Source organism: Paenibacillus sp. 1_12 (assembly GCF_900114475.1).
Classification (GTDB): Bacteria; Bacillota; Bacilli; order Paenibacillales; family NBRC-103111; genus Paenibacillus_S.
Window position 1 is genome coordinate 44,790 of record NZ_FOTE01000011.1, and the last position, 22,914, is coordinate 67,703.

Sequence of the window (22,914 nt, forward strand, 5' to 3'; positions counted from 1 at the left end):
TTCAGGCTACCTTTCTCATCGGTATGGTCACAGAGAGGTAGACTCCGCTTTCCATATCCTTTCTAATATTCAATTGTCCGTTTAAAGAAAGAATTCTGCTTCTCATTTGCTCCAACCCTGTTCCGGATGACCCGATCTCTCGGCTAGTTACCGACGGGGCTTGCAGCCCGATACCATCATCTTTATATACAAGCAGGAAGTTATTGCCTTCGGATGTTAAGGTGACACTGACTATAGAGGCAAGAGAGTGTTTTTTGGCATTATTCAATAGCTCCTGAACGATACGGAATACGTGTCTTTTGGCATCTAAATCTCGATCTTCAATGGTATCGGCGCCTTTGGCAATGAACTCAAGCTGAAAAGGGCATACAGGAGCCTCGTGTTCTACGAGCTTGCGCAACGTTCCAATCAGTCCAATTTCATGAAGCAGATGCGGGTGCAGCTCAAAGCAGTTTTGGCGCAAGTTCGTATTGATAATTTCTACGTAATCCAGAATGCCTTTCATCTGCTCAATGTCTTCATGAGGAAACTCGGTTTTTTCGATCAAGGAAGCAAATCGCTTTTTGAGAAAAAACAAATCCTGCATCGTAGTATCGTGCAGATCAGTTGCAATCCGCTTACGCTCGTCCTCCTGAAGCTCAAACATCAGTTTACGGAACCAGACCAAATCCTGCGCGGTCTGCTCACTAGGCATTTGTGAAGCCAACTGCTGCAATTTCATGTTTAACTTATGGATTAAATGCATATTTTCCAGACTAACGGCAAGATAAGAAATAATAAAATTCAACCACTGCATGTCTTCCTTGCTGAGAGCTGTGTTCGTTTTTTTATCGGTTACAATCAGATAGCTGGTGTACTCCTCATGACGGTTAATCTCGAAACGCAGTAAGGAAGGATGATCCCAAGCTTCCATACCGACTGAGTCTTCCACAGCTGGCAAAGAGATAAGACCTTCTGTAACGGTTTCGACCCTGTCCTGATACTTGTAGACGATGGCGCCGCCAAATACCTGGAGTGTATTGACGATATCGATAAGAACCATATCTTTAAGCTCTCGAAAGCTGGAGATCGAACACAGATTGTTTGCAATTTTCTTCATGGCCCGATTTAAGTAATATTTGCGGGGAAATATAATGAACTCCAGCTTCGTCGTAAAATATTCAAATGAATATAAGGCAAAAGAAATAACTAAAATACTTGATATAAAACTAAATACCAAATGCTGTAACGTAACATGATGCTGAAAAATAAGAGCATGTACAATTAAGAGAACGAAACTTGGAATGACGGAAAGGGCCATATTCAATAAAATACGACGCAGAACGAGATCGATATCGTACAGCTTTTTGGCTAGAATCAAATAGGCGAAGGATAAAGGGAAAAACAGCACGAACCACGATGTATATAAAGAATTAACCCAATCATCACCAAATAACAATTGAGGTACAAAAGAAAGGATGGCGAATGGGGCAAAGGATATAAATAAAGATCCCCAAACGGTTTTAATGATAGTCGATAGATAAGGAGATTCCTTATTGTGCTTCCAATGGACGAATATCAAAAAAGTGAAGTTTAGTATCAAGCCAAGCAGGAAAAAAGCAATGATTGTTTTATCCAAAATCGAATACAAATAATGAGCAACGATGGGTATGTAAAAGGTATTCCTAACAACAAATATTATTAAAACACTGATATATAAGGGGCGCAGCAGGTTTGAAGAAAAGGACGTTTTGGCTTTTTCATTGAAAAATACAATTAAGAAGTGAAGAAAAACAATGGGCAGAGCCATCATTAATGTGTTAATACAAATTTTCCCCAATGTATCCCCACGCAGGGAAGCTCCTAAGCTTGCATAGATAAAACCAATATTTAAAAAAACCAAAGCTAGATAACGAGCAGAGAGTGAATATGGGGCTTTCAAATGCAGTAAAATAGCAAGGCATATAGCCATCAATTCAGCGAAAAAAGGAAAAATGTCTGTGCTGGGTGCTGCCTTAGCATTCACGGTAAACTGTTCAAATTGCTCGCCGTCACGGGAGAGAATAAGCGTATCAGCCTGTTCGATGGATTTCCATTTTTGAATCGAAAAGTATTCATTTGGGTCTTGACCGTTTACACTTTTAACGATATCTCCAATTTGTACATTCATTTTCAGACTTGCACTATCTAACTCAAGTTTACGTATAACCCACTCACTCTTTTCGTTCTGCGCTAGCAAAATTCCGAGATACGAATATTGTAAAGTGATATAGGTAAACCATCCTTGTATGATAATAAGAGAGACTAGTGCGAGCCGGAAAAAAAATTTGTGTTCCAACCTACTTACCCCCTTGTTTTTTTTAGATTTCTGATATAATAAAAATGTAACATTTGTAAAAAAAAGAAAAAAATGGAGGCGTTAATATGTCGAGTATTGCATATTCAACAGAATTACACCAAGTCGTTCGTAATTTGAAGCACTACGATTCGCGTGAACTTGCTAATTTTTTTAAAGACAGCAAATGGTTTGAGTCATTGTCGATTTCAGCAGAAGAAGCACAGGCTGTAGTCAAGTTATTTTCAAAATCCACCAAAGATTACATAAAAGCTACAACTGGCGTAGACGCCTGGGGTTAAGTTATTACTTAATTTTACCAAAACAATAAGAGATTGTATATTAGGACTTCCCTATTATGCAGTCTCTTTTTATGTTTTGTCGAGGGTCTAAAGATGCAAATAACCTTGTATAGTATTGCAAACATTTTGTTTTTTTGTCGAAAGCTCCTTTGATGAATAGTAAGTAATAACAATATACAGTAAATTTTGTAAATAGAAAGATCTACGGGACTTTAGAACTATAAAAGATCGTATAGCTATTGTCGAAGTAGAAAAGAAGGTAAAATACCCAGGAATTTATATATGGAGATCGATCAAAGATCGAGCCTTACAAGAAAGAGAGAAAATCGGAGGATTTAGAGATGAAGCTTACTCTGTTTAAAAAGTTGTTATTTAGTTTTATGCTTGTTCTATTGCTATTGTCCGTCATCAGCATAACAGCGATCATGAACATGGGCAGTATGGGAAATACCTCAAAAAAGACAACTGAGGTGGGACTGCCTAATGTCATTCTGCTGAGCAATCTAAATCATGATCTGATGGAGCTTGACGATCTTATTCTTCGTATTCAATTGAACATTGAGGACCGAAGAGGTGATCAGGAATTGGAGAGCATTAATTCAAAGGAGATGACTCTATCCCAGCCTGAAAAGGCAAAAGCTAAGTTTGAGGAGATTCAGACGAAAGTACAATCCTTGGAGGGCATTGGCTCCAAAACTGAGGATATCGGCCTTATCAAATATTTCAATGGTAATTGGAAAATATATGCTACTTCTTTCCCTTCACTATTGGCTGCGGTACAGAAGCATGGACAAGAAGGATTGGATTTGATTCAACAAACGAATCAGCAGGTGTCGATATGTACGATAGTCATCAATGAGCTGACCAAAAACAACCAGAAGTATGCGAATGAATGGGGCGAAGAAATGTATACCTCCTACCATTCGGGTGTTGTTTGGGTCATCGCATTAAGTATTCTTGCCATTTTGGTAGGCTTGGGCATATCCTTTTTAATTGCCCGCCATGTTTCTATACCGATAAGAGCGATGAGCTCTATTGCCAAAAAGGTATCTGAAGGAGATTTATCCGTCACCCATCTCACATTAATCCGACAGGATGAAATCGGAGAGCTGGGCGCTGCCTTTGAACAAATGACGCAGCATACGCGCGAGATGATATTGAAAATAAATGAGCATGCAGAACTGGTAACCGCTTCGGCTGAACAGCTCCAAGCAAGCTCAGGAGAGATGCAAACCGCATCCCAGCACATCGCTCAAACCGTCAAGGACGTTGCTTCAGGCGCAGGCGAACAAACCCTTAGCATGGAGGAGACCTCACGATCCATGGAGGAGGTAGGGGCGGGAATCGGACGTCTGGCGGAGAATGCTTCTTCAATTGCCGAGACAGTCGAATCGTCCAGACAGCAAGCCGAGCATGGTGGTGCTTCCATTCAAAATGCGGTGGAGCAGATGGGCTCGATTAATGAATCAGTCGTTCAAACTGATCAAATCATCCAGCTGTTGGGACATAAATCGCAGCAAATCGGCGAAATTCTACATGCCATTCAGGATATTGCCCAGCAAACTAATCTGTTGGCGCTTAATGCGGCTATTGAGGCAGCGCGAGCTGGAGATCATGGGCTGGGATTTGCCGTTGTTGCAACTGAGGTTCGCAAGCTGGCCGAGCAATCCAGTCAGTCATCGGGCGAAATTGCAGCGCTGTTAGGCGAGATTCAATTCGGGATCGGGGATTCGGCTAATGCGATGTCCAAGGTCAAGGAAGAAGTATTAACGGGTATCGATCGGGTGCGCGAGACGGAAATTAATTTTGATCATATCTTGCTTTCGACAACCCAGATTGCTTCACAGGTACAAGAAATGGCGGCGACCTCGGAACAAATGTCAGCAGGAGCTCAGCAAATTACGGCTTCCGTATTCCAGGTTGCAGAAATTGCGCGGAGATCCGCTTCGGCTTCAGAAGGTGTGGCTACTTCTGCGGAGCAGCAGCTTCAAGCGACAGACGGTGTAAAAACCTCTGCGCAATCCTTATCCCAAATGACAGAAGAGCTGCACCTTCTTTTATCCCAGTTTAAGGTTTCTTAGGGGTAAATTCTTGTGTCCCATAAGGTGAATCTTAGATGATTCATTTCCAACGTACATGCAGAAGACCCTTCAAGACCACGCTATATGTGGAGCTGAAGGGCCTTTTTTTATGCAAATCGGTTGTAAACATAAGCCAGATCGAGTAGGTGGGTACCTGCGAACGGACAGCCTCACGAGGCTCACAGGTCAATATCCACTACGATTTCTACAGTAGCTAATTCAAGCGCATCCTGCAAACTTTAAGAGATCATGACCTCGCTTAGCTTCGGCAAATGGGTGAGTGCCTTAACGGGATTGTTGAACGGAGTGTTGGGGCTAGTTTGTCATAGGAAAAAATAATTGGGTTCGCAGTGCAGTGATTTCACGTAATGAAGCGTCTATGCTTATGGAGAGGAGGGGGAGAACGATCACAGAAGAAACTAGATGGATAGAACGAATTGTGGCTGGCGACCATGAAGCTTTTCGCTTATTGATGGATAAATACAATACGTATCTGTTTCACGTTGTTTTTTCCGTCTTGCGATCGACTGCTGACGCTGAAGATGTAACCCAGGAAGTGCTGCTTAAAATTTATGCTTCTCTCCCTCAATACGAGCATAAAGGTTTGAAAACCTGGATGACCCGGATTGCCGTAAACAAAGCGATTGATTACAAGCGGGCATTAGAACGGAAACGGGAGCAGTTGACGGATCAATTAGAAGAGCTGATAACTGCCCAGAACAAAGAAACAACCGTAGAGGATGAGGTGCTGCATGCACAGCTTCAGCAGCGGGTAAGGGATTATTTGCACGAGATGCCGGATAATTACCGCCAAGTGGTGGTTGCCTTCTATATTGAGGATAAAAGCTATCAGGAAATTGCCACAGAGCAAGGTGTCGCTTTGAAAACGGTAGAGTCCAAGCTTTATCGGGCCAAGCAATGGATTCGCAAGCATTGGAAGGAGGATGAGCTGATATGAAGCATTATACCGCTGAACAGTGGATGTTCTATGTAGAACAGGGTTTGATAGATGGGGAAAATCAACAGACGGAACAGCACCTTGTTGCTTGCGATTCATGTATGGAGCTATATATGCAAAGTCTTGAGCGGGCAGCGGACTCGTATCCTTCGCTCCCTGAGGAAGCGGCTCTGGCAGACCGGGTCATGCTCGTTATTGAAACCACAGATTCACGCAGCAATGCAGCCTCCCGAATAACTTCCACGGAAGGAGCGGGCTCCAACCTGAAGCAAATGAACTCATGGACGTGGATGAGATCTCCTCTATTCCACTATGCTGTTGCTGCAGTTATCACGCTCGTTCTGATGAGCTCTGGTGTATTTCAATCCATGACGGATCACCCAGCAGGAATAGATATGTCTTCCAATGGGGAGGCGCAAGCGGAAGTCGCTGAGGAGCCTGTATCGGTTTCCAAAAAACTAATGGACAAAACCATCATCGTGCTGGATTCCATTCAGCCTAAACAAGAAAAAGGGGGAAATCGTTAATGCCATCTAAACATCCGATAACCGCACTGCTGTTATGTTTAATTCCGGGACTTGGACATCTGTACATCAACAGGATCATCAGAGCATTTTTCTATGCAGCTTGTTTTTTTGGACCTTTACTAATAGTGTTTCTAGTCGTGGTCGCAGGAAAGGCGCATCGTTACGAAGGGCCGCTGATCTTCCTGCTCGTTGTCGCTCTTCTGGCATGTGCAATCAATATGCTGGATATGCTAATCACCATATGGGGGGGCAAGGGGCCGTTCACAGCTATGGTCGGGCAGAGTACACAGAGCGCTGCTCAGGAGTCCAATTATTCAAGTGCCGCGCAAGTGTCCAATGGTGATAATGAACGTATATTTACCATATTGCTGTCGTTTATTCCGGGGCTTGGTCATTTGCAGCTGGGGATGATGCAGCGCGGACTTGCTTTTCTGATCGCTTTTTTTGGAGCTTTGACGATGATCGTATTTGTTGCTTCTGTCACAAACAGTGATCGATTCATCGTGTTTCTCGGGGTTTTGCCGATTATCTGGTTGTACAGCTTGTTCGATTGCATTCAACAGTTGCACCGTAAGAGACAAGGTGAGCCACTGCTGGACCGGACGTTTCTGGACGATTTTCAAGAGAGCCGTGAGGACGGAAAGAGGAGTAAAGTGATTGCGACCTTCTTATCGATTGTTCCCGGAGTGGGACACTTGTATCTGGGCTTGCAAAAACGTGGGCTGCAGCTGATGATCGCTTTCTTTTTAAGTATCTATATCCTAGATGTGCTCAGACTTTCCATCTTTTTATTTCTGATTCCGATCCTCTGGTTTTATAGCTTTTTCGATGCGCTGCAGCACATTTCCAAGCAGGGAAGGGAACCCTTAAGGGATGTCCCCATCGTGGATTGGCTGGTTAATCATCAGAAATGGGTAGGCTTGGTGCTGCTGGGACTTGGGCTTTACTACCTTACAGATGAAATGCTGCTTACTGAGTTGGATCGGTGGTTTCCTAAAGAGCGGATTTCCATATTATTTCATCGTTATTTTCAAACGGTAGTCGTCTCGATCCTGCTGATTGGCGGTGGCCTGCGGCTGCTCGCTGGAGGCAGCCGCAGACCGGCTGAGCCCAAGAAACGTTAACTGCGCTTTGTACGCAGCTTGCGGAAAAATTGTGTTAGCAGCAGGCTGCATTCCTCTTGAAGAACGCCGCTTAGGACATCAACCTGATGGTTGAAGCGATCCTCCTGAAGCAAATTCATCAAGGTTCCTGCGCAGCCTGCTTTGGGGTCAACCGTACCGTAGATGACCTGTGGTATACGTGCCTGGACAATGGCCCCGGCACACATGGGGCAAGGCTCCAAGGTGACATAAAGTTTACAGTCGAGCAATCGCCATGCCTGCAAATACTCACTAGCCTGCTTGATCGCAATCAGCTCTGCGTGCGCGAGCGGGTCCAGCGTGGATTCTCGAAGATTGTAGCCGCGGCCAATGATCTGATCCCGCCAAACGACAACAGCTCCGATAGGAACTTCAAGCAGTTCTTCAGCCTTACGTGCCTCATCAATAGCGGCTTGCATATATTCAATGTGCTCTTGCATCGAAAACACCTCACTTAGCGGCTTTAAATGGATAAATAGGGAACAAACATTCGGTTGTGAACATGCTGTGGATAATTCTGTGGATAACCTAGTGGTTATCCACAAGTTGCTTCAATAAGCTGTGGAAATGATTAAATAAACCATCAGCCGATAAACTTGCTGCGAATCTCCGCGTTCGGAATCATGCAGCTGTCGTACTTGCCGAACCAACGGTACCTGCGCTTGGCAATGAAACGATAGAAGGTGTCTCTAATGGGTCGAGGCACTACTTTAAATACAGTGAGCACTCGCCAAGCACCGCCTAATCGGTTGCAAATTTGCAAAACCGCCGCCGAATGGGTGTAAACGGAACTCCCTTCACAAAGTACAACGGAATCCAGTGAAGCGTCCTTCAATTGACCGGAGGCTAGCAGTTGGATGGCATAATCGGATTGCAGCGGGGCAAAGCGGAACTTATCGTGCTTGTCATGACGTAGAATAAATTGTACCCATCCATTGCAAAATCGGCAAACACCATCAAACAATACGATTGAATGCGTTTCCAGTGATTGTTCGGGTTTTAGATCAATTTTTGCTGTCATGGCATCACCTTTCTCTTAATTTGGTGCATTATATCACATTTTTTCAAAAAACAAATGAATTTATTGTAAACTCCATGAAAATAACTTGCAGAGTTAAAATGGAGAACGTATAATAACAGCATACCTCATGTAGGTATTATGTCCTAAATTAATGTGATTTTTATTTCCAATAGAACCCGTTGGCAAACTTGCTGAAAGGCTAGGACGCAAAGCTCAGGGTCTAAGGTTTCTTGCCTAAGAGACTATGACAGCCTGGCCGCCGAAGAAGCTTTATATACGGTGCGCAGAGGCTGGTTTCCAGACATGATGTCGGAGAGCGGCCTTATTATTCATATTAGTATGGATCAGTATTAACAACAGATATACAACGTGAGGAGTGGAATGACGATGCTATCCAGATCTGTAACCGCAGGGATCAGTTACGAATACACAGATGAGATATTCAAAAACCCGTCCACTATCTTGATTCATAGCCGTACTGTTGTAGAGAAAAAAGATTTTGTTTCCACAGGTCTGCTATCGTATGCAGAAGGTGACATCTTGGAAGTTGAAATTCCTGAATACAAGGTTTTTGAGCTGGGTGATTCGGTGAAAATTACCGTATATTCAGCGGGAGGAATTTTTACATTTCAATCGACTGTGGTGGCGAAGGATGAAGGCTCGCTGATCGTCATTAACCCTCCGCAAAACCGGCAGCGTTTTATAGAAAAGCGCATTAATCCCCGGATTGAGGTTAATGAAAAAGGAAAAATGAATAGGCCGACCCGTCAGGAAACGAATGAAAAACAATCGATCAACGAGCCTATAGGGCTGACCGTTCAAAATATAAGTGTGAGTGGACTTGGGTTTACCGTTCAGGAAGAATTCGAACTCGGACAGGACATGGTCGTGGAGGCCGAATTGGACTTGGGTTTTCCGTTTCCTTGCGTATGTGAGGTCGTCCGACGCGAAAAGATCGAGGGTGGTTACTATTACGGAGCACAATACGTTAAGCTGGCTTCGGACAAGGCTAATTCATTAAGAGCGTATGTGTTGAAAAAGCAGGTAGAATCGCATTTTAGCAAAAAGAATTTGGAAATGCTAAAGCGTACGTTCAAATAAAAGAATCGGCTTCCGCCTGCTTGCCTCCGCCCCGTTGGCGGATTTTTTTGTATAGTGACAATAGTTCTTGAAATGCGATATAATAAATATTTAGGGATACGGAAAACAATTAATTAAGGAGTTGTCCTATACATGGCTTTAAAAGCTGGAATCGTGGGTCTGCCGAACGTAGGAAAGTCCACTTTATTTAATGCAATAACACAGGCGGGCGCCGAAATGGCGAACTACCCTTTTTGTACAATAGACCCGAATGTCGGTGTGGTAGAGGTTCCCGATGAGCGTCTGATTAAGCTGACTGAAATTGTAGTGCCTAAGAGTGTCGTGCCTACAGCTTTTGAATTCGTCGATATTGCGGGTTTGGTTAAGGGCGCGAGCAAAGGTGAGGGCCTTGGCAACAAGTTTCTGGCTCATATTCGCGAGGTGGATGCGATTGTTCATGTTGTGCGTTGCTTTGAAGATGAGAATATCACGCACGTATCGGGTGGTATTAATCCGGTCAGCGATATCGAGACGATCAATCTGGAGCTTGTATTGGCGGATATCGAATCCGTGGAGAAACGGATCGAGCGTTCACGTAAAAACATCAAGGGCGGCGACAAGAAATATGCGGCTGAGGTCGAGTGCTTGGAGCGTGTAAAAGAAGCTTTGTATAATGACCAGCCTGCACGAAGTGTGGAATTAAGCGCCGATGAAAAGCTGCTGATTCGTGATCTGCATTTGCTGACAATGAAGCCGATGCTGTATGCAGCCAATGTGAGTGAGGATGAAGTCGCAACTGCTGATGATAACCCTTATGTGCAAAAGGTTCGCGAGTTTGCGGCTGCCGAGGGTGCGGAAGTTGTGCCAATCAGCGCCAAGGTGGAATCGGAAATCGCGGAGCTGGAAGGCGAAGATAAGGCGATTTTCTTGGAAGAGCTGGGCTTGCAGGAATCAGGCTTGAACCGTCTGATTAAGGCAGCGTATCGATTGCTCGGTTTATATACGTATTTTACGGCAGGAGTTCAAGAGGTTCGGGCGTGGACAATTGTTGAGGGAACGAAAGCACCACAAGCGGCGGGTGTCATTCATACCGATTTTGAACGCGGATTTATTCGCGCCGAGGTTGTTGCTTATCAGGATTTGGTCAATGCGGGTTCCATGAATGGTGCCAAGGAAAAAGGCCAAGTACGTCTGGAAGGAAAAGAATACATTGTGAAGGACGGAGATGTTATGCATTTCCGCTTCAACGTATAGCGAGGCATCGGACCCGGGAACGATGTAAGCATAGCGGTTCATGATTTGAACCTATACGGATGATGTGGACTTAACTAAAGGATAAGGAGTGATCGGAATGATAGACAAGTTACAATCGTTGGCAGGTCGCTATGAGAAACTGAGCGAGCTGCTGTGTGACCCTGATGTGTCAAGTGATACAAAGAAGCTGCGCGAGTATTCCAAAGAGCAGTCCGACCTGCAGGAAGCTTATGACGCTTATATTGAATACAAAGGCGTTGTCGAGCAGTATGATGCCGCACGGGCTATGCAGAATGAGAAGCTGGATGAGGATATGCGTGAGCTTGTCAAAATGGAGCTGGATGAGCTTTCGGAGCGGAAGACAGAGCTGGAGGAACGGATCAATGTTCTGATGATGCCCAAGGATCCAAATGATGACAAGAACGTCATCGTGGAAATTCGCGGCGCAGCAGGTGGGGATGAAGCGGCGTTATTTGCCTCCGATCTGTACCGGATGTATACGAAGTTTGCCGATGTCCAAGGCTGGCGGACAGAAGTAATGGATGTCAGTATGAATGATTTGGGCGGGTTTAAGGAAATTATTTTTTCCATTAACGGCAAGGGTGCCTACAGCAAGCTGAAGTACGAAAGTGGAGCACACCGTGTGCAGCGGATTCCGACCACGGAATCGGGCGGACGGATTCATACGTCGACTTCTACGGTAGCGGTTATGCCGGAAATGGAAGAATTCGATATTGAAATTCATGACAGCGACATTCGTGTTGATACATTTTGTTCAAGCGGCGCGGGTGGACAGTCGGTTAATACAACCAAATCAGCGGTTCGTGTACTTCACGTTCCAACGGGAATCATGGCTACCTGCCAGGACGGCAAGTCGCAAAACTCGAATAAGGAAAAAGCGCTACAGGTGTTGCGGGCGCGGATTTTTGATAAGTTTCAGCAGGAAGAAATGAATAAATATGCGGGCGACCGGAAAAGCAAGGTCGGCACCGGTGACCGCAGTGAGCGAATTCGGACTTATAATTATCCGCAAAGCCGTGTGACTGATCATCGTATCGGTCTGACGCTGCATCGTCTGGATGCGGTTTTGAATGGAGATATGGATGAGCTGATTTCCACGCTGACGATTGCTGCGCAATCGGAATTAATGGATCGGGGAGAGCAAGCATAAACAGATGTCCTTCGATCATAAGTTGACCATTCGTGAAGCCTATGTAGAGGCTTCTTCTTTTTTGCAGCAGCATGGAGCGAGTGAAGCTGCGAGCAGCGCAGAGCTGCTGTTACAGCAGTTGCTCGGGTTTACCCGCAGCGAAATGCTGCTCAGCTGGCAGGAGCCGTTCCCGCAGGAGCTGGAAGCGCAGTGGCGGGAGCTTCTAACTCGCAGAGCAGCAGGCGAGCCGGTGCAGTATATACTTGGGGAGCAGGAGTTTTATGGACTCCCCTTTACAGTAACTCCCGCGGTGCTGATCCCACGTCCGGAAACAGAGCTGCTGGTAGAGCAGATCGTACTAATCGGTAAGCAGCTGTGGCCGGAGCCGGTCGGTAGAGGATCTGTGAGTAGGAAAGCGATGCAGAGCGGCGATTGGGCTGAAGCGGAACTTGACAGCCTTGGAGTGGATCAAGGTCGGGCCGAGCCCAGCGCAGCTGCTGGTCGTAGTCAGCCGCTGGTCGCCGATATTGGAGCAGGAAGCGGGGCGATTGCGGTGAGCCTCGCTGTCCAGTGTCCCCAGTGGCGCGTCATGAGCTCAGACATATCGCCAGCTGCGCTGGCGGTGGCTCAGGCGAATGCGGAGCGCCATGGGGTTGGCGGGCAAATCACCTTCCTTGAAGGTGATTTGCTCGTGCCTTACATCGAGCGCGGCTTGCTGCTCGATGTGGTTGTATCCAATCCACCGTACATTCCGGAGGCGGATGAGGTTGGTCTGCAGCCGGAGGTAAGGCTGCATGAGCCGCGTTCTGCGCTGTACGGAGGCGCAGATGGGCTTGACCTGTATCGCCGGCTGACGGCGCAGCTGGCTGAGCTGGTTAGGCTGCCCTCGTTGGTAGGGCTTGAGGTAGGTATAGGCCAAGCAGACGAGGTGGCGAAATTACTCAGACAAGCGGCAGAGTGGGATGAAATTCGGATCATACCTGATTTGGCCGGAATTGCGCGTCATGTGATTGCGATCCGGTACCCATCGCAATGATAGCTTTGATTGAAGGAATGGTTTGTGATTGAAGAGGAACTTTCGTTCTATTCCTTTGGAGAGGCTCACAGAGCCCTGCACGACAAGGATTGAGCTGCAAGCGAAGGTTACGCCCTTGAGTTCATCTTATAGAGAGCGGGTTCAAAAAAGGAGCGGCAGAGAAGGAGGATGATGGGGAGTGTAGCGTTCGCCTTTGAAAAAAGTGAATACATCACTGGATGTCCTATCCATCTTCACGATTTCAACAGCGATCGGAGGCATACTCCTTCTCTGCAGCAACCACCCTTTTTGAAAAACCTTGTATACATTCGTTTGTTCGGCGTAAACATAAGGTGAATCTATGTAAGTATACATAGATTACTAGATTCATAGGTTTAACCTCTCTCGTATCGGTGCATACTGGTACTAGATAACAGAGCGCAGTGAAACGCGAGAGGGAAGGTATCCACAATGAGAAAAAAGAACAGCTACCGTCATCATATCTATGTCATTTTCGCACTAATCATCCTTATTGGCAGTTGGGAACTAAACTTTCATTCCTCTACCATTCTGGCATCTTCCATAGGTTCAGAGGCAGAGCGGGAGAGTGAGGCAGATATCATTCCTCAGGAATCGATCCGGCTGCGGATTTTGGCCAATTCAGATTCACCAGCTGACCAGTGGATTAAACGCGAGGTGCGTGACGCCATTATTGAAGAAATGCAGCAGTGGGTCACTGAGCCGGATGGTATGGAAGCAGCCCGTGCTGCTGTTCGTGCCCACTTACCAGAGCTAAGAACAGTCGTTGGCAGCACACTGGGTCAATATGGATTCACCAATCCTTATCAGGTAGAGCTGGGCTTGGTGCCTTTCCCTGCCAAAATGTACGGGAGTCAGATTTATCCTGCAGGCGATTATGAAGCGCTCCGTGTATCGATTGGGGCCGCGGAAGGTCAAAATTGGTGGTGCGTGCTGTTTCCTCCGTTGTGCTTTGTGGATTCCGAGGTTATAGCCAAACCAGCTAAGGAGCTCGCTGCAGATGTCGTTTCGTCTCCGGCAAAGGCTGGTCAAAAGTCAGCAGCAGTTATTCCGGCTGATGGTAAAAGCAGTCTGTCGGACAAGCGTGTACTAGCTAAAAATGAAGCAGTTCAGCCAGAAATCCATTTCTTTCTCTGGGATTTATTGAAGAAGTGGTTTGCCTAAAAGATAATAAGCAGGGCAAACGTGGAGATTGAAAAGAAATCATTTTAAATACGTGCTAGAATCAGGAACGATGAAAGATGGATCGTGCACAGATTGGAGGCTCATTCGATGACCCTATTTTGGAAGGCTTCAGGTAACGAGTTGGAGCTGGAGGAGCTAACAGAACCCGCGCGAATTCTCCGCGAAGGCGGTCTGATTGCTTTCCCTACGGAAACGGTTTACGGTCTTGGTGCGGATGCCAGGCAGACGGAAGCAGTTAATAAAATATTCTTGGCAAAAGGACGGCCTTCGGATAATCCACTTATTGTCCATATTGCAAATCGGTCTCAAATGGCAGAGCTGGCGGCTCCTCCGGATGAGACTGTTTCGCGTTTGCTGGATCTATTCTGGCCAGGTCCGCTGACTGTCGTTCTTCCTATCAAACCGGGAGTTCTCTCACCGCTGGTCACAGCGGGCTTGACTACAGTTGGGCTGCGTATGCCGGATCATCCGGTCGCCTTACGGCTCCTTGCGGTTGCTGGTTGTCCAGTTGCAGCGCCGAGTGCGAACAGCTCAGGGCGGCCAAGTCCCACAACCGCTCAACATGTATACGACGATTTGGCTGGTCGCATTGACGGTATCGTGGACGGAGGCGCGACAGGTGTTGGTTTGGAATCTACCGTCGTCGAGTATATCGCGCCGCTGAGCGTGGATGGAGGTGGCGTGCTTCATATTTTGCGGCCAGGTGGTATTTCGGCTGAGCAATTGAGATTGGCGCTGCCGGGTATTGAAGTGCGCGAGGCTTCTGCGCTCGCAGACTCATCCTCGGCGCCGCGTGCGCCAGGGATGAAATACGCGCACTACGCGCCTCGCGGCGCGATGACACTCGTTCAGGGCTGCGCCCCTGAACAGGTGCTCGCTCGCCTTCAGCGCGAGCTCGACCAAGCCCGCGCGCGCGGAGAGCGCACAGGCGTACTCACTTATCGTGAGCACGCCGATGCGCTGCGCGCGGATACCGTAGTCGCCTGCGGAAGCCTTGGCGACCTTGAATCCGTTGCGCACGGGCTGTACGCCGCGTTGCGCCAATTCGATGAAGTCGGCTCGGACTTCATCGTAGCTGAAGCTTGCCCCGAGGCAGGCATCGGGGCAGCGATCATGAATCGGCTGCGCAAAGCGGCAGCCGACCGCATTATCTACGTCTAGCAGCCCATAACCATGAACCCAGTCATGATTTTCTACTTGTCCGCATATGTTGATGAAGAACAGGACAGGGGGTCGACGGGAGATGGACTGGGCATCACCGCTGATGGTGGGGCAATTCATAACCATACTGGTCATGGCGGTTGCCTTGGGTCTGGATGCTTTATCACTGGGTATCGGAATCGGGATGAAGGGCATTCGAAAGTGGGATATTCTCAAGCTGAGTCTAATGATTGCGATATTCCATATGATTATGCCGCTTGCAGGTATGTTTATGGGCAGCTACATGGGTTCATTATTAGGTGGAGTAGCTACGATAGTTGGTGGTATTCTACTTGTGATTTTAGGTGTGCATATGATCTACAACTCCTTGAGAGGGGAAGCGGCAAAATCCATTGATCACAAAACCTTTCTGGGAATGCTGCTTTTTGCGCTTAGTGTAAGCATTGATTCATTTTCCGTTGGCGTTTCGCTGGGCATGTTTGCCGGTGATCGCGCGCTGACGGTTTTGATGTTCGGTACGGTAGGGGGAATGATGTCCATTACCGGATTGATGCTGGGCCGTAAAGCGGGGCGGTGGGTCGGCGAATACGGAGAAGCGGTGGGTGGAGTTATTTTATTGGCGTTCGGAGCACGGTTTTTGTTGTGAGTCCAATTCAAGGGAGATAGTGAATTATCCATTTTTACACCGTTTTGAGGTACAATAGAAATAGGGCTCAAAGCCGATCATCATCAAGGAGAGGGGCGGGGATTTTCAATGAAACGAATTTTGTTTGTCTGTACCGGCAATACGTGCCGCAGTCCGATGGCAGAGGGTATGCTTCGCATCATGCTGAGAGAGCAGGGGATGAATCACATAGAAGTCCGTTCGGCCGGTACCTCAGCGGGTGACGGCTATCCGGTTTCCAAAAATGCTGCAATCATATTGGAGGAAAAAGAGGCTTTGCATACGAGCGGTTCTTCCTCATTAACAGAAGCTCTGCTCGATTGGGCGGACGTAGTGCTCACCATGACCACGAGCCATAAACAACAAGCGATTCAACGTTTCCCGGCTTTTATCGACAAGATGCACACGTTAAAAGAATATGTGAGCGAAGACCCGTCTGATCACGTGCGTATGGACGAGCTGGCGCAGCTGGTTGCGGAGCTTCAGCTCAAGCAGTCATTATCCCAGCAGGTCACGATGGAGGAACGCGCCCGAGTGAGACAGCTGGAGCAGTCCTTACCTGACTATGATATTGCTGATCCGTTTGGCGGATCCTTATCGGTATACAGGCAATGCGCAGCAGAAATCGAAGAATGCTTGCAGCGGCTGATTCGTAGGCTTAAAGACTGACGGATTAAAAAGGTTCGTATAAGAGGCTTTTTACAGGCTTTACAGCCTTGATTATTTCCGTTATGATAGGGATAAGAAGAAGGACCTGATGTAACTGGCGACGAGTGGGGTTTACCACAATGGAGCATCGGGGCATACGGCCGGTCGCCTGGGCAAAGAGCATTGCAGCGCTGAAAGTAGCGTGCAGTATGCTCTTTTTTTGTTTAGGATTCACACTGTTTTACTTCGTTTTTCTTTACGCATTACGGTATAATGGATGGATTGGATGACAATCAAACACAACAGACGATAGTGTCCAGAAAACTTGTCAGGAGGCGCATCATATGAAAATAGTAATAGGTTCTGATCATGCAGGCGTTCAGTTGAAGGATGGAATTATCAAACTTGTACAGTCTTTGGGACATGAAGTGACAGACGTAGGCTGTCATAGCACTGAATCCGTTGATTATTCGGATTATGCAATCGAGGTTTGCAATAAGGTTGCTGCAGGAACGGCCGATAGAGGGATCTTGCTTTGTGGGACGGGAATCGGAATGACGATTGCAGCCAACAAAATTTCAGGCATTCGCTGTGCGCTTGTGCACGATCTATTTTCTGCCCAAATGACACGTCAGCACAATGATTCCAACGTATTGGCAATGGGAGAGCGAATTGTCGGACCTGGTTTGGCTGAGTCCATTGTGAAGGTTTGGTTGGAAACCGAATTTTCCAACGGTGAACGTCATGTGAACCGAATTCATAAAGTAATGGAATTGGAAGACTAAGTTACCCTTAATCGCAGTCATTCGTATATTTGACGAAGGAGGCAAAGGGGTATGAACATTCAGAAGCAGGTTGAACAAGTGCTGCGTGAGCTGGTGCTGGCGGGCAATATCCAGACGGGACAGCTGCTTGTCGTCGGAGCGAGTACCAGCGAGGTGCTGGGTCATCACATCGGCACTTCAGGCACTGAAGCGGCAGCCGAGCCTATCTATGCTGCAGTTGAAACGGTTCGTGCCGAGGTGGGCTTTTACCCGGTGTTCCAATGCTGTGAGCATTTGAATCGGGCGCTTGTACTGGAGCACGCTGCGATGTTGGCTTATCGGCTGGAGCCGGTATCCGCGATTCCGGTTCCACGTGCTGGAGGCTCTATGGCCTCGTTTGCGTTCAAGCATTTGCAGCAGGCTTGTCTCGTAGAAGCCGTCCAGGCTCATGCTGGAATAGATATCGGCGGAACGCTGATCGGGATGCATATGAAACCCGTTGCCATTCCCTTGCGTCCCTCGATTCGGATTATTGGCCATGCCTCTGTGCAGATGGCTTACACACGCCCCAAGCTCATCGGTGGTGCGCGGGCTGTGTATGTAATAGAAGAAAATAAGGTCGACAGTGGATTTTGTGAATAAACCCTACTAACTATAAGTAGAAGCTTACGAAGTAAGTTTTCTGCGAAAACAATAAGGAGGATTTTTACTATGGAGCAATTACGTAAGCAGGACCCTAAAATCGTGGAGGCCATGAATCTTGAGATCGGCCGTCAACGCGACAAAATCGAATTAATCGCATCTGAAAACTTCGTCAGCGAGGCTGTGCTGCAAGCTATGGGTACGGTTCTGACAAATAAATACGCTGAAGGCTACCCAGGCAGACGTTACTACGGTGGTTGTGAGTATGTAGACATTGTTGAGGACATCGCTCGTGACCGTGCCAAGGAATTGTTTGGAGCTGAGCATGCCAACGTACAACCGCATTCTGGAGCTCAAGCTAACATGGCTGTGTATCTGGCAGCCTTGCAGCCTGGAGATACAGTATTGGGTATGAGTTTGGCTCATGGCGGTCACTTGACTCATGGTAGCCCAGTGAATGCTTCCGGTATTTTGTACAATTTCGTTTCCTATGGTGTTAGTGAGAGCGACTCCCGTATTGATTACAATGATGTGCGCAAAGCAGCATTTAAGCATAAGCCTCGTATGATCGTAGCTGGTGCCAGCGCGTATCCGCGTACGATTGATTTTGAAGCTTTGGCATCGATCGCTAATGATGTAGGCGCATTGCTCTTTGTTGATATGGCGCATATCGCAGGTTTGGTAGCGGCGGGTTTGCACCCGAATCCGGTACCTCACGCACACTTTGTCACAACAACCACACACAAAACACTTCGAGGTCCTCGTGGTGGTATGATTCTGTGCCGCAAGCCGTGGGCAGCAGCTATTGATAAGGCTGTATTCCCTGGTACCCAAGGTGGTCCATTGATGCATATTATTGCAGCAAAAGCCGTATCCTTTGGCGAAGCTTTGCAACCAGAATTCAAAACTTACGCGCAAAAAGTTGTTAACAATGCCAAAGCATTGTCTGAAGCATTAATTTCCGAAGGTATTGATCTTGTTTCCGGTGGTACGGATAACCATTTGATGCTGATCGACCTGCGCAACACCAGCATTAGTGGTAAGGAAGCAGAGCACCTGTTGGATGAAGTTGGCGTAACGGTTAATAAAAATGCGATTCCGTTCGACCCGGCTAAGCCGATGGTAACCAGCGGTGTTCGTGTCGGTACTCCGGCTGCAACCTCCCGTGGTATGGATGAGGAAGCTATGAAAACCATCGCCAAGATCATTGCCTTAACTTTGAAAAACCCAACTGATACTGTTGTGCATGACAAAGTCCGCGGTATGGTTAAAGACCTGACTGCCCAGTTCCCACTGTACCCAGGATTGTCTTACTAAATAACTGATAAGCTAGCTCTCCTGATCCGTAAGGGAGTGCGACGAATATAACGATAACCAAGAGGCTGGAGATGAAGTTGTGATCTCCAGCCTCTTCATAGTTTATGAGGCGGCAGCTGAAAGATGACAGCTCAATAATCTCTCGTGGGTGCACGAAACTTGTTGGGATAACATCGGACAGGTGTGGTATAATAGACGAGATTTGGCGTAAAGGGGAATTGTTAATGGGAAAATTATTTGTGTGTGATCATCCTTTGATCCAGCATAAGCTTACTTACATTCGTGATGAATCCACACTAACTAAAGATTTTCGCGAATTGGTTGATGAAGTGTCTACATTGATGGCGTATGAAATTACAAGAGAGATTCCGCTTGAAACCGTGCAGGTCAAAACTCCGGTGGCCTTGACGGATTGTAAGGTCATTTCTGGAAGAATGCTGGGGCTTATTCCGATTTTGCGTGCGGGACTAGGTATGGTGGATGGTGTTTTAAGATTAGTTCCTGCGGCTAAAGTGGGACATATCGGCTTATACCGGGATCCGGAAACTCTTGAACCTGTTGAGTATTATGTCAAGCTGCCTACTGATGTACAGGAGCGGGAATTGATTGTGATTGACCCGATGCTTGCAACAGGGGGATCTGCTAATGCCGCAATTACAGCACTTAAGAGCAGAGGCTGTACGCAGATCAAGCTTATGTGCCTGATTGCTGCACCCGAAGGTATTCACGCTGTACAGCAAGCACATCCTGATGTGGATATTTATGTAGCAGCTATCGATGATTATTTAGATGACCACGGTTACATCGTTCCTGGACTTGGAGATGCGGGTGATCGACTGTTCGGCACGAAATAAAGAACGGCAATTAGATGAATCTATATTACAGAGAATGTACATAGGGGGATAATCGTCCATGGGCAAAACCAAAGTTATTACCATTTTCGGTACCCGACCGGAAGCCATCAAGATGGCTCCGCTGGTACTGGAGCTTCAGAAGCATTCTGAATATATTGACTCCCGTGTTTGTGTTACCGCTCAGCACCGGGAATTGCTGGATCAAGTTTTAGAAACATTCCATATTACTCCTGACCATGATCTGGATGTGATGAAGGACCGTCAAACCTTGAATGAAGTGACTGTACGTGTGCTTCAGGGACTGGACCCGGTATTCCGTGAAGAAAAACCGGATCTTGTGCTTGTGCATGGTGATACGTTAACGACATTCCTAGCAAGCTATGCAGCATTTCTGCAACAGATCCAGGTGGGTCATGTAGAAGCAGGATTGCGTACTTGGAACAAAATGTCACCATATCCAGAAGAGATGAATCGTCAGTTGACTGGCGTTCTATCGGATTTGCATTTTGCGCCGACACAATTATCTGCCGACAACCTGCGCAAAGAGAACAAATCGGAGTCGACGATCTACGTAACAGGAAACACAGTAACAGACGTGTTCCAGTATACGGTACAAAATGATTTTACACACAGTGTACTCGATTGGGCAGCGGGTAAGCGGCTGATTCTGATGACAGCGCATCGCCGTGAAGCACAAGGTGAGCCACATCGGCAAATTTTCCGTGCTGTACGTCGGATCGCTGATGAGTTCGACGATATTGCCATCGTATATCCGGTTCACCCGAGTCCTGCAGTGAGAGAGCCGGCCTATGAAATGCTGGGTAGTCACCCGCGTATCAAGCTCGTGGACCCGCTCGATGTGCTGGAGCTACATAATTTGTATCCGCATACCCACATGATTTTGACTGATTCCGGTGGATTGCAGGAGGAAGCTCCGTCATATGGGGTGCCTGTTTTAGTTCTACGTGAAACAACGGAGCGGCCTGAAGGTATCGATGCGGGGACGCTGGAGCTAGTCGGAACCGATGAAGAGCATGTCTATAATCGGACACGCGCACTGCTTACAGATCCTGAATTGTATGAAAAAATGAGTCAGGCTGCCAACCCTTACGGCGATGGAAAAGCGTCGGAACGGATCGTGAGTGCCATCCTTTACCATTTCGGACATGCCTCTGCTCGCCCTGAGTCATTCCAACCGTGACAATCCTATGACAAACATCAGAGCGTGCAGTTGTACTGTTTGGTTTGGAATTGCTAAAAACGTTGATATAACAGCATTTTTAAGAATTTCATCCACAGTTATTTAGAGAGAAAGACAATTGACAAACCTTACGATGCTTCGTTACAATAAGTGAGGATTCTCAGGAGAGTGTATATGAAACAGCCAAACCGTAATGATAATCCATGGCGCGCAGCTGCTTTAACGACGGCTATCGGAATTGATCTTGTTGTTTGTTTATTGGCAGGATATTGGTTCGGTGATTGGTTAAGTCAAACGCTTGGTGGGCAGTTGTGGTTACTGGGTGGTTTTTTGCTGGGTCTTACGGCTGGAATCATTAGCATTTATTTCATGATTAAGCAGTACGGAGGGCTATAATGAACGAGTTTACGGCCCATCTGAAAACGTTTCAAAACGTATTTCTATTTTTCTTATCTTTTTGTCTGGTTGCTTGGGCGCTTTTCGTGGAATACCGACCCTATTCAGCAGGTTTCATGCTGGGGGCTGCCGTTAGTATGATTAACGCAAGGTATCTGGCCTGGAAAATTCGCAAGCTATCTGAAAAGGTTATTGCTGCTCCACAGGGGCAAGGGATTCCGAGCAAGGCTAACATAGGTTTTTTGACTAGAGCGGCTGTAGGCGGTCTTGCAGGTCTTATTGCGGTCCGGTATCCGGAGCAGTTCGCACTAAGCACCACGGTTGCTGGATACCTTATCGCTCAATTGGCAACACTTGTACTGGGTATTATTTCTGTTAAAAGATCCAAGAAGTAAATCCATCTGTGGAAAGGGGTGAAATTGGAAAACATGGAGCATCAAGTACCGGGAATAGAATGGTTAGGATTTCACTTTGATCTGTCTGCGCTTCTTATGATCGGAGTGACCAGTGTTCTGGTATTAATACTTGCGATTGCCGGAACTAGTAAGATATCGGTAACGAATCCTTCAAAGCTGCAAAACTTTATGGAATGGGTCGTAGAGTTTGTTGAAGGCATCATCGGCAGTACCATTGGTTCTAAACATGGGAAACCGTTTATAGCACTTGGTTTAACACTCATTATGTATATTTTCATTGGAAACATGCTGGGGCTGCCTTTCTCGGTCGTAACCTCAGATCATGTGTCATGGTGGAAATCACCAACGGCTGATATTGCGGTCACTGCAGCACTTACAGTCATCGTTATTGCACTTAGCCACTTCTTGGGCATCACACGCAATACGAAGCACTACTTTGCTCATTATTTTGAGTATAAAGGGGTTATGCTTCCGCTGCACTTAATTGAGGTGGTATCCAAACCGCTGACGCTTGCTTTCCGTCTATACGGAAATATCTATGCAGGGGAAATCATGATTGGTGTCATCTTGGGAGCGGGTTGGTATGGAATTTTCCCTCTCGCCATTTGGCAAGGTTTCAGTCTGTTCGTAGGAGCCATTCAGGCATTCGTATTTACAATGTTGACGATGGTTTATATTTCACAAACGTTGATTCACGAAGAGTCTCACTAAAGTACAAGACTTACCTCGGGAAAGTCTCGAGTTATTTATAAAAAAACTTTACAATTCAAGGGAGGATTTTCT

Annotated in this window: 24 protein-coding genes and 2 riboswitches; of the genes, 21 read left to right on the top strand and 3 right to left on the bottom strand. The window is 46.8% G+C overall.

Features of this window, described 5'->3' with window-relative positions; genetic code table 11:
• Nucleotide 1 precedes the first annotated feature (1 nt).
• Nucleotides 2–2,317 (bottom strand): sensor histidine kinase, encoded by a 2,316-nt coding sequence (locus BM210_RS22360; protein ID WP_091173687.1) that lies wholly within the window; start codon nucleotides 2,315–2,317, stop codon nucleotides 2–4.
• 86 nt (nucleotides 2,318–2,403) lie between these two features.
• Here BM210_RS22360 and BM210_RS22365 point away from each other — a divergent pair, with 86 nt between their 5' ends.
• The 5 genes from BM210_RS22365 (at nucleotide 2,404) to BM210_RS22385 (ending at nucleotide 7,306) form a co-directional block, all read left to right on the top strand.
• Complete coding sequence (locus BM210_RS22365; protein ID WP_091173689.1) at nucleotides 2,404–2,616, top strand: hypothetical protein; 213 nt, start codon at nucleotides 2,404–2,406, stop codon at nucleotides 2,614–2,616.
• A 341-nt stretch (nucleotides 2,617–2,957) separates the two neighbouring features.
• The gene (locus BM210_RS22370; protein ID WP_091173691.1) at nucleotides 2,958–4,697 is read left to right on the top strand and encodes a methyl-accepting chemotaxis protein; all 1,740 of its coding nucleotides are present in this window, start codon (nucleotides 2,958–2,960) and stop codon (nucleotides 4,695–4,697) included.
• A 379-nt stretch (nucleotides 4,698–5,076) separates the two neighbouring features.
• A complete protein-coding gene (locus BM210_RS22375) occupies nucleotides 5,077–5,655 on the top strand; it encodes an RNA polymerase sigma factor (protein ID WP_091173693.1) in 579 nt (192 codons plus the stop codon).
• Entirely contained in the window at nucleotides 5,652–6,182 is a 531-nt protein-coding gene (locus tag BM210_RS22380; protein WP_091173695.1) for an anti-sigma factor, read from the top strand. Before BM210_RS22375 ends, BM210_RS22380 begins: the two co-directional genes overlap by 4 nt.
• Nucleotides 6,182–7,306, top strand: a complete 1,125-nt coding sequence (locus BM210_RS22385) for a hypothetical protein (RefSeq protein ID WP_091173698.1) — start codon at nucleotides 6,182–6,184, stop codon at nucleotides 7,304–7,306. Before BM210_RS22380 ends, BM210_RS22385 begins: the two co-directional genes overlap by 1 nt.
• Here BM210_RS22385 and tadA read toward each other — a convergent pair.
• Together tadA and BM210_RS22395 are read right to left on the bottom strand one after the other, a co-directional pair.
• Complete coding sequence (tadA, locus tag BM210_RS22390; RefSeq protein ID WP_091173699.1) at nucleotides 7,303–7,764, bottom strand: tRNA adenosine(34) deaminase TadA; 462 nt, start codon at nucleotides 7,762–7,764, stop codon at nucleotides 7,303–7,305. The genes BM210_RS22385 and tadA overlap by 4 nt on opposite strands.
• 143 nt (nucleotides 7,765–7,907) lie before the next feature.
• Nucleotides 7,908–8,345 carry a thiol-disulfide oxidoreductase DCC family protein gene (locus BM210_RS22395; RefSeq protein WP_091173702.1) on the bottom strand — a complete coding sequence of 146 codons (438 nt, stop codon included), beginning with the start codon at nucleotides 8,343–8,345 and terminating at the stop codon, nucleotides 7,908–7,910.
• Between the two features lie 171 nt (nucleotides 8,346–8,516).
• Nucleotides 8,517–8,609: riboswitch (cyclic di-GMP riboswitch) on the top strand.
• Between the two features lie 123 nt (nucleotides 8,610–8,732).
• Here BM210_RS22395 and BM210_RS22400 point away from each other — a divergent pair.
• From BM210_RS22400 to atpB, 16 genes are all read left to right on the top strand, one after another.
• The gene (locus BM210_RS22400) at nucleotides 8,733–9,446 is read left to right on the top strand and encodes a PilZ domain-containing protein (protein WP_091173705.1); all 714 of its coding nucleotides are present in this window, start codon (nucleotides 8,733–8,735) and stop codon (nucleotides 9,444–9,446) included.
• A gap of 132 nt (nucleotides 9,447–9,578) precedes the next feature.
• Nucleotides 9,579–10,679: a redox-regulated ATPase YchF gene (gene ychF / locus BM210_RS22405; protein ID WP_091173707.1), complete on the top strand. Its 1,101-nt coding sequence runs from the start codon at nucleotides 9,579–9,581 to the stop codon at nucleotides 10,677–10,679.
• Between the two features lie 97 nt (nucleotides 10,680–10,776).
• A complete protein-coding gene (prfA, locus tag BM210_RS22410) occupies nucleotides 10,777–11,850 on the top strand; it encodes a peptide chain release factor 1 (RefSeq protein ID WP_091173709.1) in 1,074 nt (357 codons plus the stop codon).
• Nucleotides 11,851–11,854: 4 nt separating this feature from the next.
• On the top strand, nucleotides 11,855–12,865 hold the full coding sequence (locus BM210_RS22415; protein WP_091173711.1) for a N5-glutamine methyltransferase family protein: 1,011 nt from the start codon (nucleotides 11,855–11,857) through the stop codon (nucleotides 12,863–12,865).
• Nucleotides 12,866–13,315: 450 nt separating this feature from the next.
• Nucleotides 13,316–14,047, top strand: coding sequence for a stage II sporulation protein R (gene spoIIR / locus BM210_RS22420; RefSeq protein WP_091173713.1), 732 nt, complete (start codon nucleotides 13,316–13,318; stop codon nucleotides 14,045–14,047).
• Between the two features lie 108 nt (nucleotides 14,048–14,155).
• Complete coding sequence (locus tag BM210_RS22425) at nucleotides 14,156–15,229, top strand: L-threonylcarbamoyladenylate synthase (protein ID WP_091173716.1); 1,074 nt, start codon at nucleotides 14,156–14,158, stop codon at nucleotides 15,227–15,229.
• 82 nt (nucleotides 15,230–15,311) lie between these two features.
• Nucleotides 15,312–15,875 (top strand): manganese efflux pump MntP, encoded by a 564-nt coding sequence (locus tag BM210_RS22430; protein ID WP_091173718.1) that lies wholly within the window; start codon nucleotides 15,312–15,314, stop codon nucleotides 15,873–15,875.
• Nucleotides 15,876–15,983: 108 nt separating this feature from the next.
• Complete coding sequence (locus BM210_RS22435) at nucleotides 15,984–16,562, top strand: low molecular weight protein arginine phosphatase (RefSeq protein WP_091173720.1); 579 nt, start codon at nucleotides 15,984–15,986, stop codon at nucleotides 16,560–16,562.
• Between the two features lie 80 nt (nucleotides 16,563–16,642).
• Nucleotides 16,643–16,723: riboswitch (ZMP/ZTP riboswitch) on the top strand.
• A gap of 162 nt (nucleotides 16,724–16,885) precedes the next feature.
• Nucleotides 16,886–17,326 (top strand): ribose 5-phosphate isomerase B, encoded by a 441-nt coding sequence (rpiB, locus tag BM210_RS22440; RefSeq protein ID WP_091173722.1) that lies wholly within the window; start codon nucleotides 16,886–16,888, stop codon nucleotides 17,324–17,326.
• Nucleotides 17,327–17,377: 51 nt separating this feature from the next.
• Complete coding sequence (locus BM210_RS22445) at nucleotides 17,378–17,947, top strand: TIGR01440 family protein (protein ID WP_091173725.1); 570 nt, start codon at nucleotides 17,378–17,380, stop codon at nucleotides 17,945–17,947.
• Nucleotides 17,948–18,016: 69 nt separating this feature from the next.
• On the top strand, nucleotides 18,017–19,264 hold the full coding sequence (gene glyA, locus BM210_RS22450) for a serine hydroxymethyltransferase (RefSeq protein ID WP_091173726.1): 1,248 nt from the start codon (nucleotides 18,017–18,019) through the stop codon (nucleotides 19,262–19,264).
• A 224-nt stretch (nucleotides 19,265–19,488) separates the two neighbouring features.
• Nucleotides 19,489–20,118, top strand: coding sequence for a uracil phosphoribosyltransferase (gene upp, locus BM210_RS22455; protein ID WP_091173729.1), 630 nt, complete (start codon nucleotides 19,489–19,491; stop codon nucleotides 20,116–20,118).
• Between the two features lie 58 nt (nucleotides 20,119–20,176).
• A complete protein-coding gene (wecB, locus tag BM210_RS22460; RefSeq protein ID WP_091173730.1) occupies nucleotides 20,177–21,319 on the top strand; it encodes a non-hydrolyzing UDP-N-acetylglucosamine 2-epimerase in 1,143 nt (380 codons plus the stop codon).
• Nucleotides 21,320–21,493: 174 nt separating this feature from the next.
• Nucleotides 21,494–21,715 (top strand): AtpZ/AtpI family protein, encoded by a 222-nt coding sequence (locus BM210_RS22465; RefSeq protein WP_076233551.1) that lies wholly within the window; start codon nucleotides 21,494–21,496, stop codon nucleotides 21,713–21,715.
• A complete protein-coding gene (locus BM210_RS22470; protein WP_091173732.1) occupies nucleotides 21,715–22,110 on the top strand; it encodes an ATP synthase subunit I in 396 nt (131 codons plus the stop codon). The genes BM210_RS22465 and BM210_RS22470 overlap by 1 nt, the downstream gene beginning before the upstream one ends.
• 33 nt (nucleotides 22,111–22,143) lie before the next feature.
• The gene (atpB, locus tag BM210_RS22475) at nucleotides 22,144–22,842 is read left to right on the top strand and encodes a F0F1 ATP synthase subunit A (RefSeq protein WP_091173735.1); all 699 of its coding nucleotides are present in this window, start codon (nucleotides 22,144–22,146) and stop codon (nucleotides 22,840–22,842) included.
• The last annotated feature ends 72 nt before the right edge of the window (nucleotides 22,843–22,914 follow it).

Bases quoted from the DNA above. Each gene is read 5' to 3' on its own strand.
- tadA (WP_091173699.1), bottom strand. From the start codon at position 7,764: ATGCAAGAGCACATTGAATATATGCAAGCCGCTATTGATGAGGCACGT.
- BM210_RS22445 (WP_091173725.1), top strand. From the start codon at position 17,378: ATGAACATTCAGAAGCAGGTTGAACAAGTGCTGCGTGAGCTGGTGCTG.
- BM210_RS22435 (WP_091173720.1), top strand. From the start codon at position 15,984: ATGAAACGAATTTTGTTTGTCTGTACCGGCAATACGTGCCGCAGTCCG.
- BM210_RS22395 (WP_091173702.1), bottom strand. From the start codon at position 8,345: ATGACAGCAAAAATTGATCTAAAACCCGAACAATCACTGGAAACGCAT.
- prfA (WP_091173709.1), top strand. From the start codon at position 10,777: ATGATAGACAAGTTACAATCGTTGGCAGGTCGCTATGAGAAACTGAGC.
- BM210_RS22365 (WP_091173689.1), top strand. From the start codon at position 2,404: ATGTCGAGTATTGCATATTCAACAGAATTACACCAAGTCGTTCGTAAT.
- BM210_RS22400 (WP_091173705.1), top strand. From the start codon at position 8,733: ATGCTATCCAGATCTGTAACCGCAGGGATCAGTTACGAATACACAGAT.
- BM210_RS22385 (WP_091173698.1), top strand. From the start codon at position 6,182: ATGCCATCTAAACATCCGATAACCGCACTGCTGTTATGTTTAATTCCG.
- BM210_RS22415 (WP_091173711.1), top strand. From the start codon at position 11,855: ATGTCCTTCGATCATAAGTTGACCATTCGTGAAGCCTATGTAGAGGCT.
- BM210_RS22465 (WP_076233551.1), top strand. From the start codon at position 21,494: ATGAAACAGCCAAACCGTAATGATAATCCATGGCGCGCAGCTGCTTTA.
- ychF (WP_091173707.1), top strand. From the start codon at position 9,579: ATGGCTTTAAAAGCTGGAATCGTGGGTCTGCCGAACGTAGGAAAGTCC.
- BM210_RS22375 (WP_091173693.1), top strand. From the start codon at position 5,077: ATGCTTATGGAGAGGAGGGGGAGAACGATCACAGAAGAAACTAGATGG.
- BM210_RS22470 (WP_091173732.1), top strand. From the start codon at position 21,715: ATGAACGAGTTTACGGCCCATCTGAAAACGTTTCAAAACGTATTTCTA.
- wecB (WP_091173730.1), top strand. From the start codon at position 20,177: ATGGGCAAAACCAAAGTTATTACCATTTTCGGTACCCGACCGGAAGCC.
- glyA (WP_091173726.1), top strand. From the start codon at position 18,017: ATGGAGCAATTACGTAAGCAGGACCCTAAAATCGTGGAGGCCATGAAT.
- BM210_RS22380 (WP_091173695.1), top strand. From the start codon at position 5,652: ATGAAGCATTATACCGCTGAACAGTGGATGTTCTATGTAGAACAGGGT.
- rpiB (WP_091173722.1), top strand. From the start codon at position 16,886: ATGAAAATAGTAATAGGTTCTGATCATGCAGGCGTTCAGTTGAAGGAT.
- upp (WP_091173729.1), top strand. From the start codon at position 19,489: ATGGGAAAATTATTTGTGTGTGATCATCCTTTGATCCAGCATAAGCTT.
- atpB (WP_091173735.1), top strand. From the start codon at position 22,144: ATGGAGCATCAAGTACCGGGAATAGAATGGTTAGGATTTCACTTTGAT.
- BM210_RS22370 (WP_091173691.1), top strand. From the start codon at position 2,958: ATGAAGCTTACTCTGTTTAAAAAGTTGTTATTTAGTTTTATGCTTGTT.
- BM210_RS22425 (WP_091173716.1), top strand. From the start codon at position 14,156: ATGACCCTATTTTGGAAGGCTTCAGGTAACGAGTTGGAGCTGGAGGAG.
- BM210_RS22430 (WP_091173718.1), top strand. From the start codon at position 15,312: ATGGACTGGGCATCACCGCTGATGGTGGGGCAATTCATAACCATACTG.
- spoIIR (WP_091173713.1), top strand. From the start codon at position 13,316: ATGAGAAAAAAGAACAGCTACCGTCATCATATCTATGTCATTTTCGCA.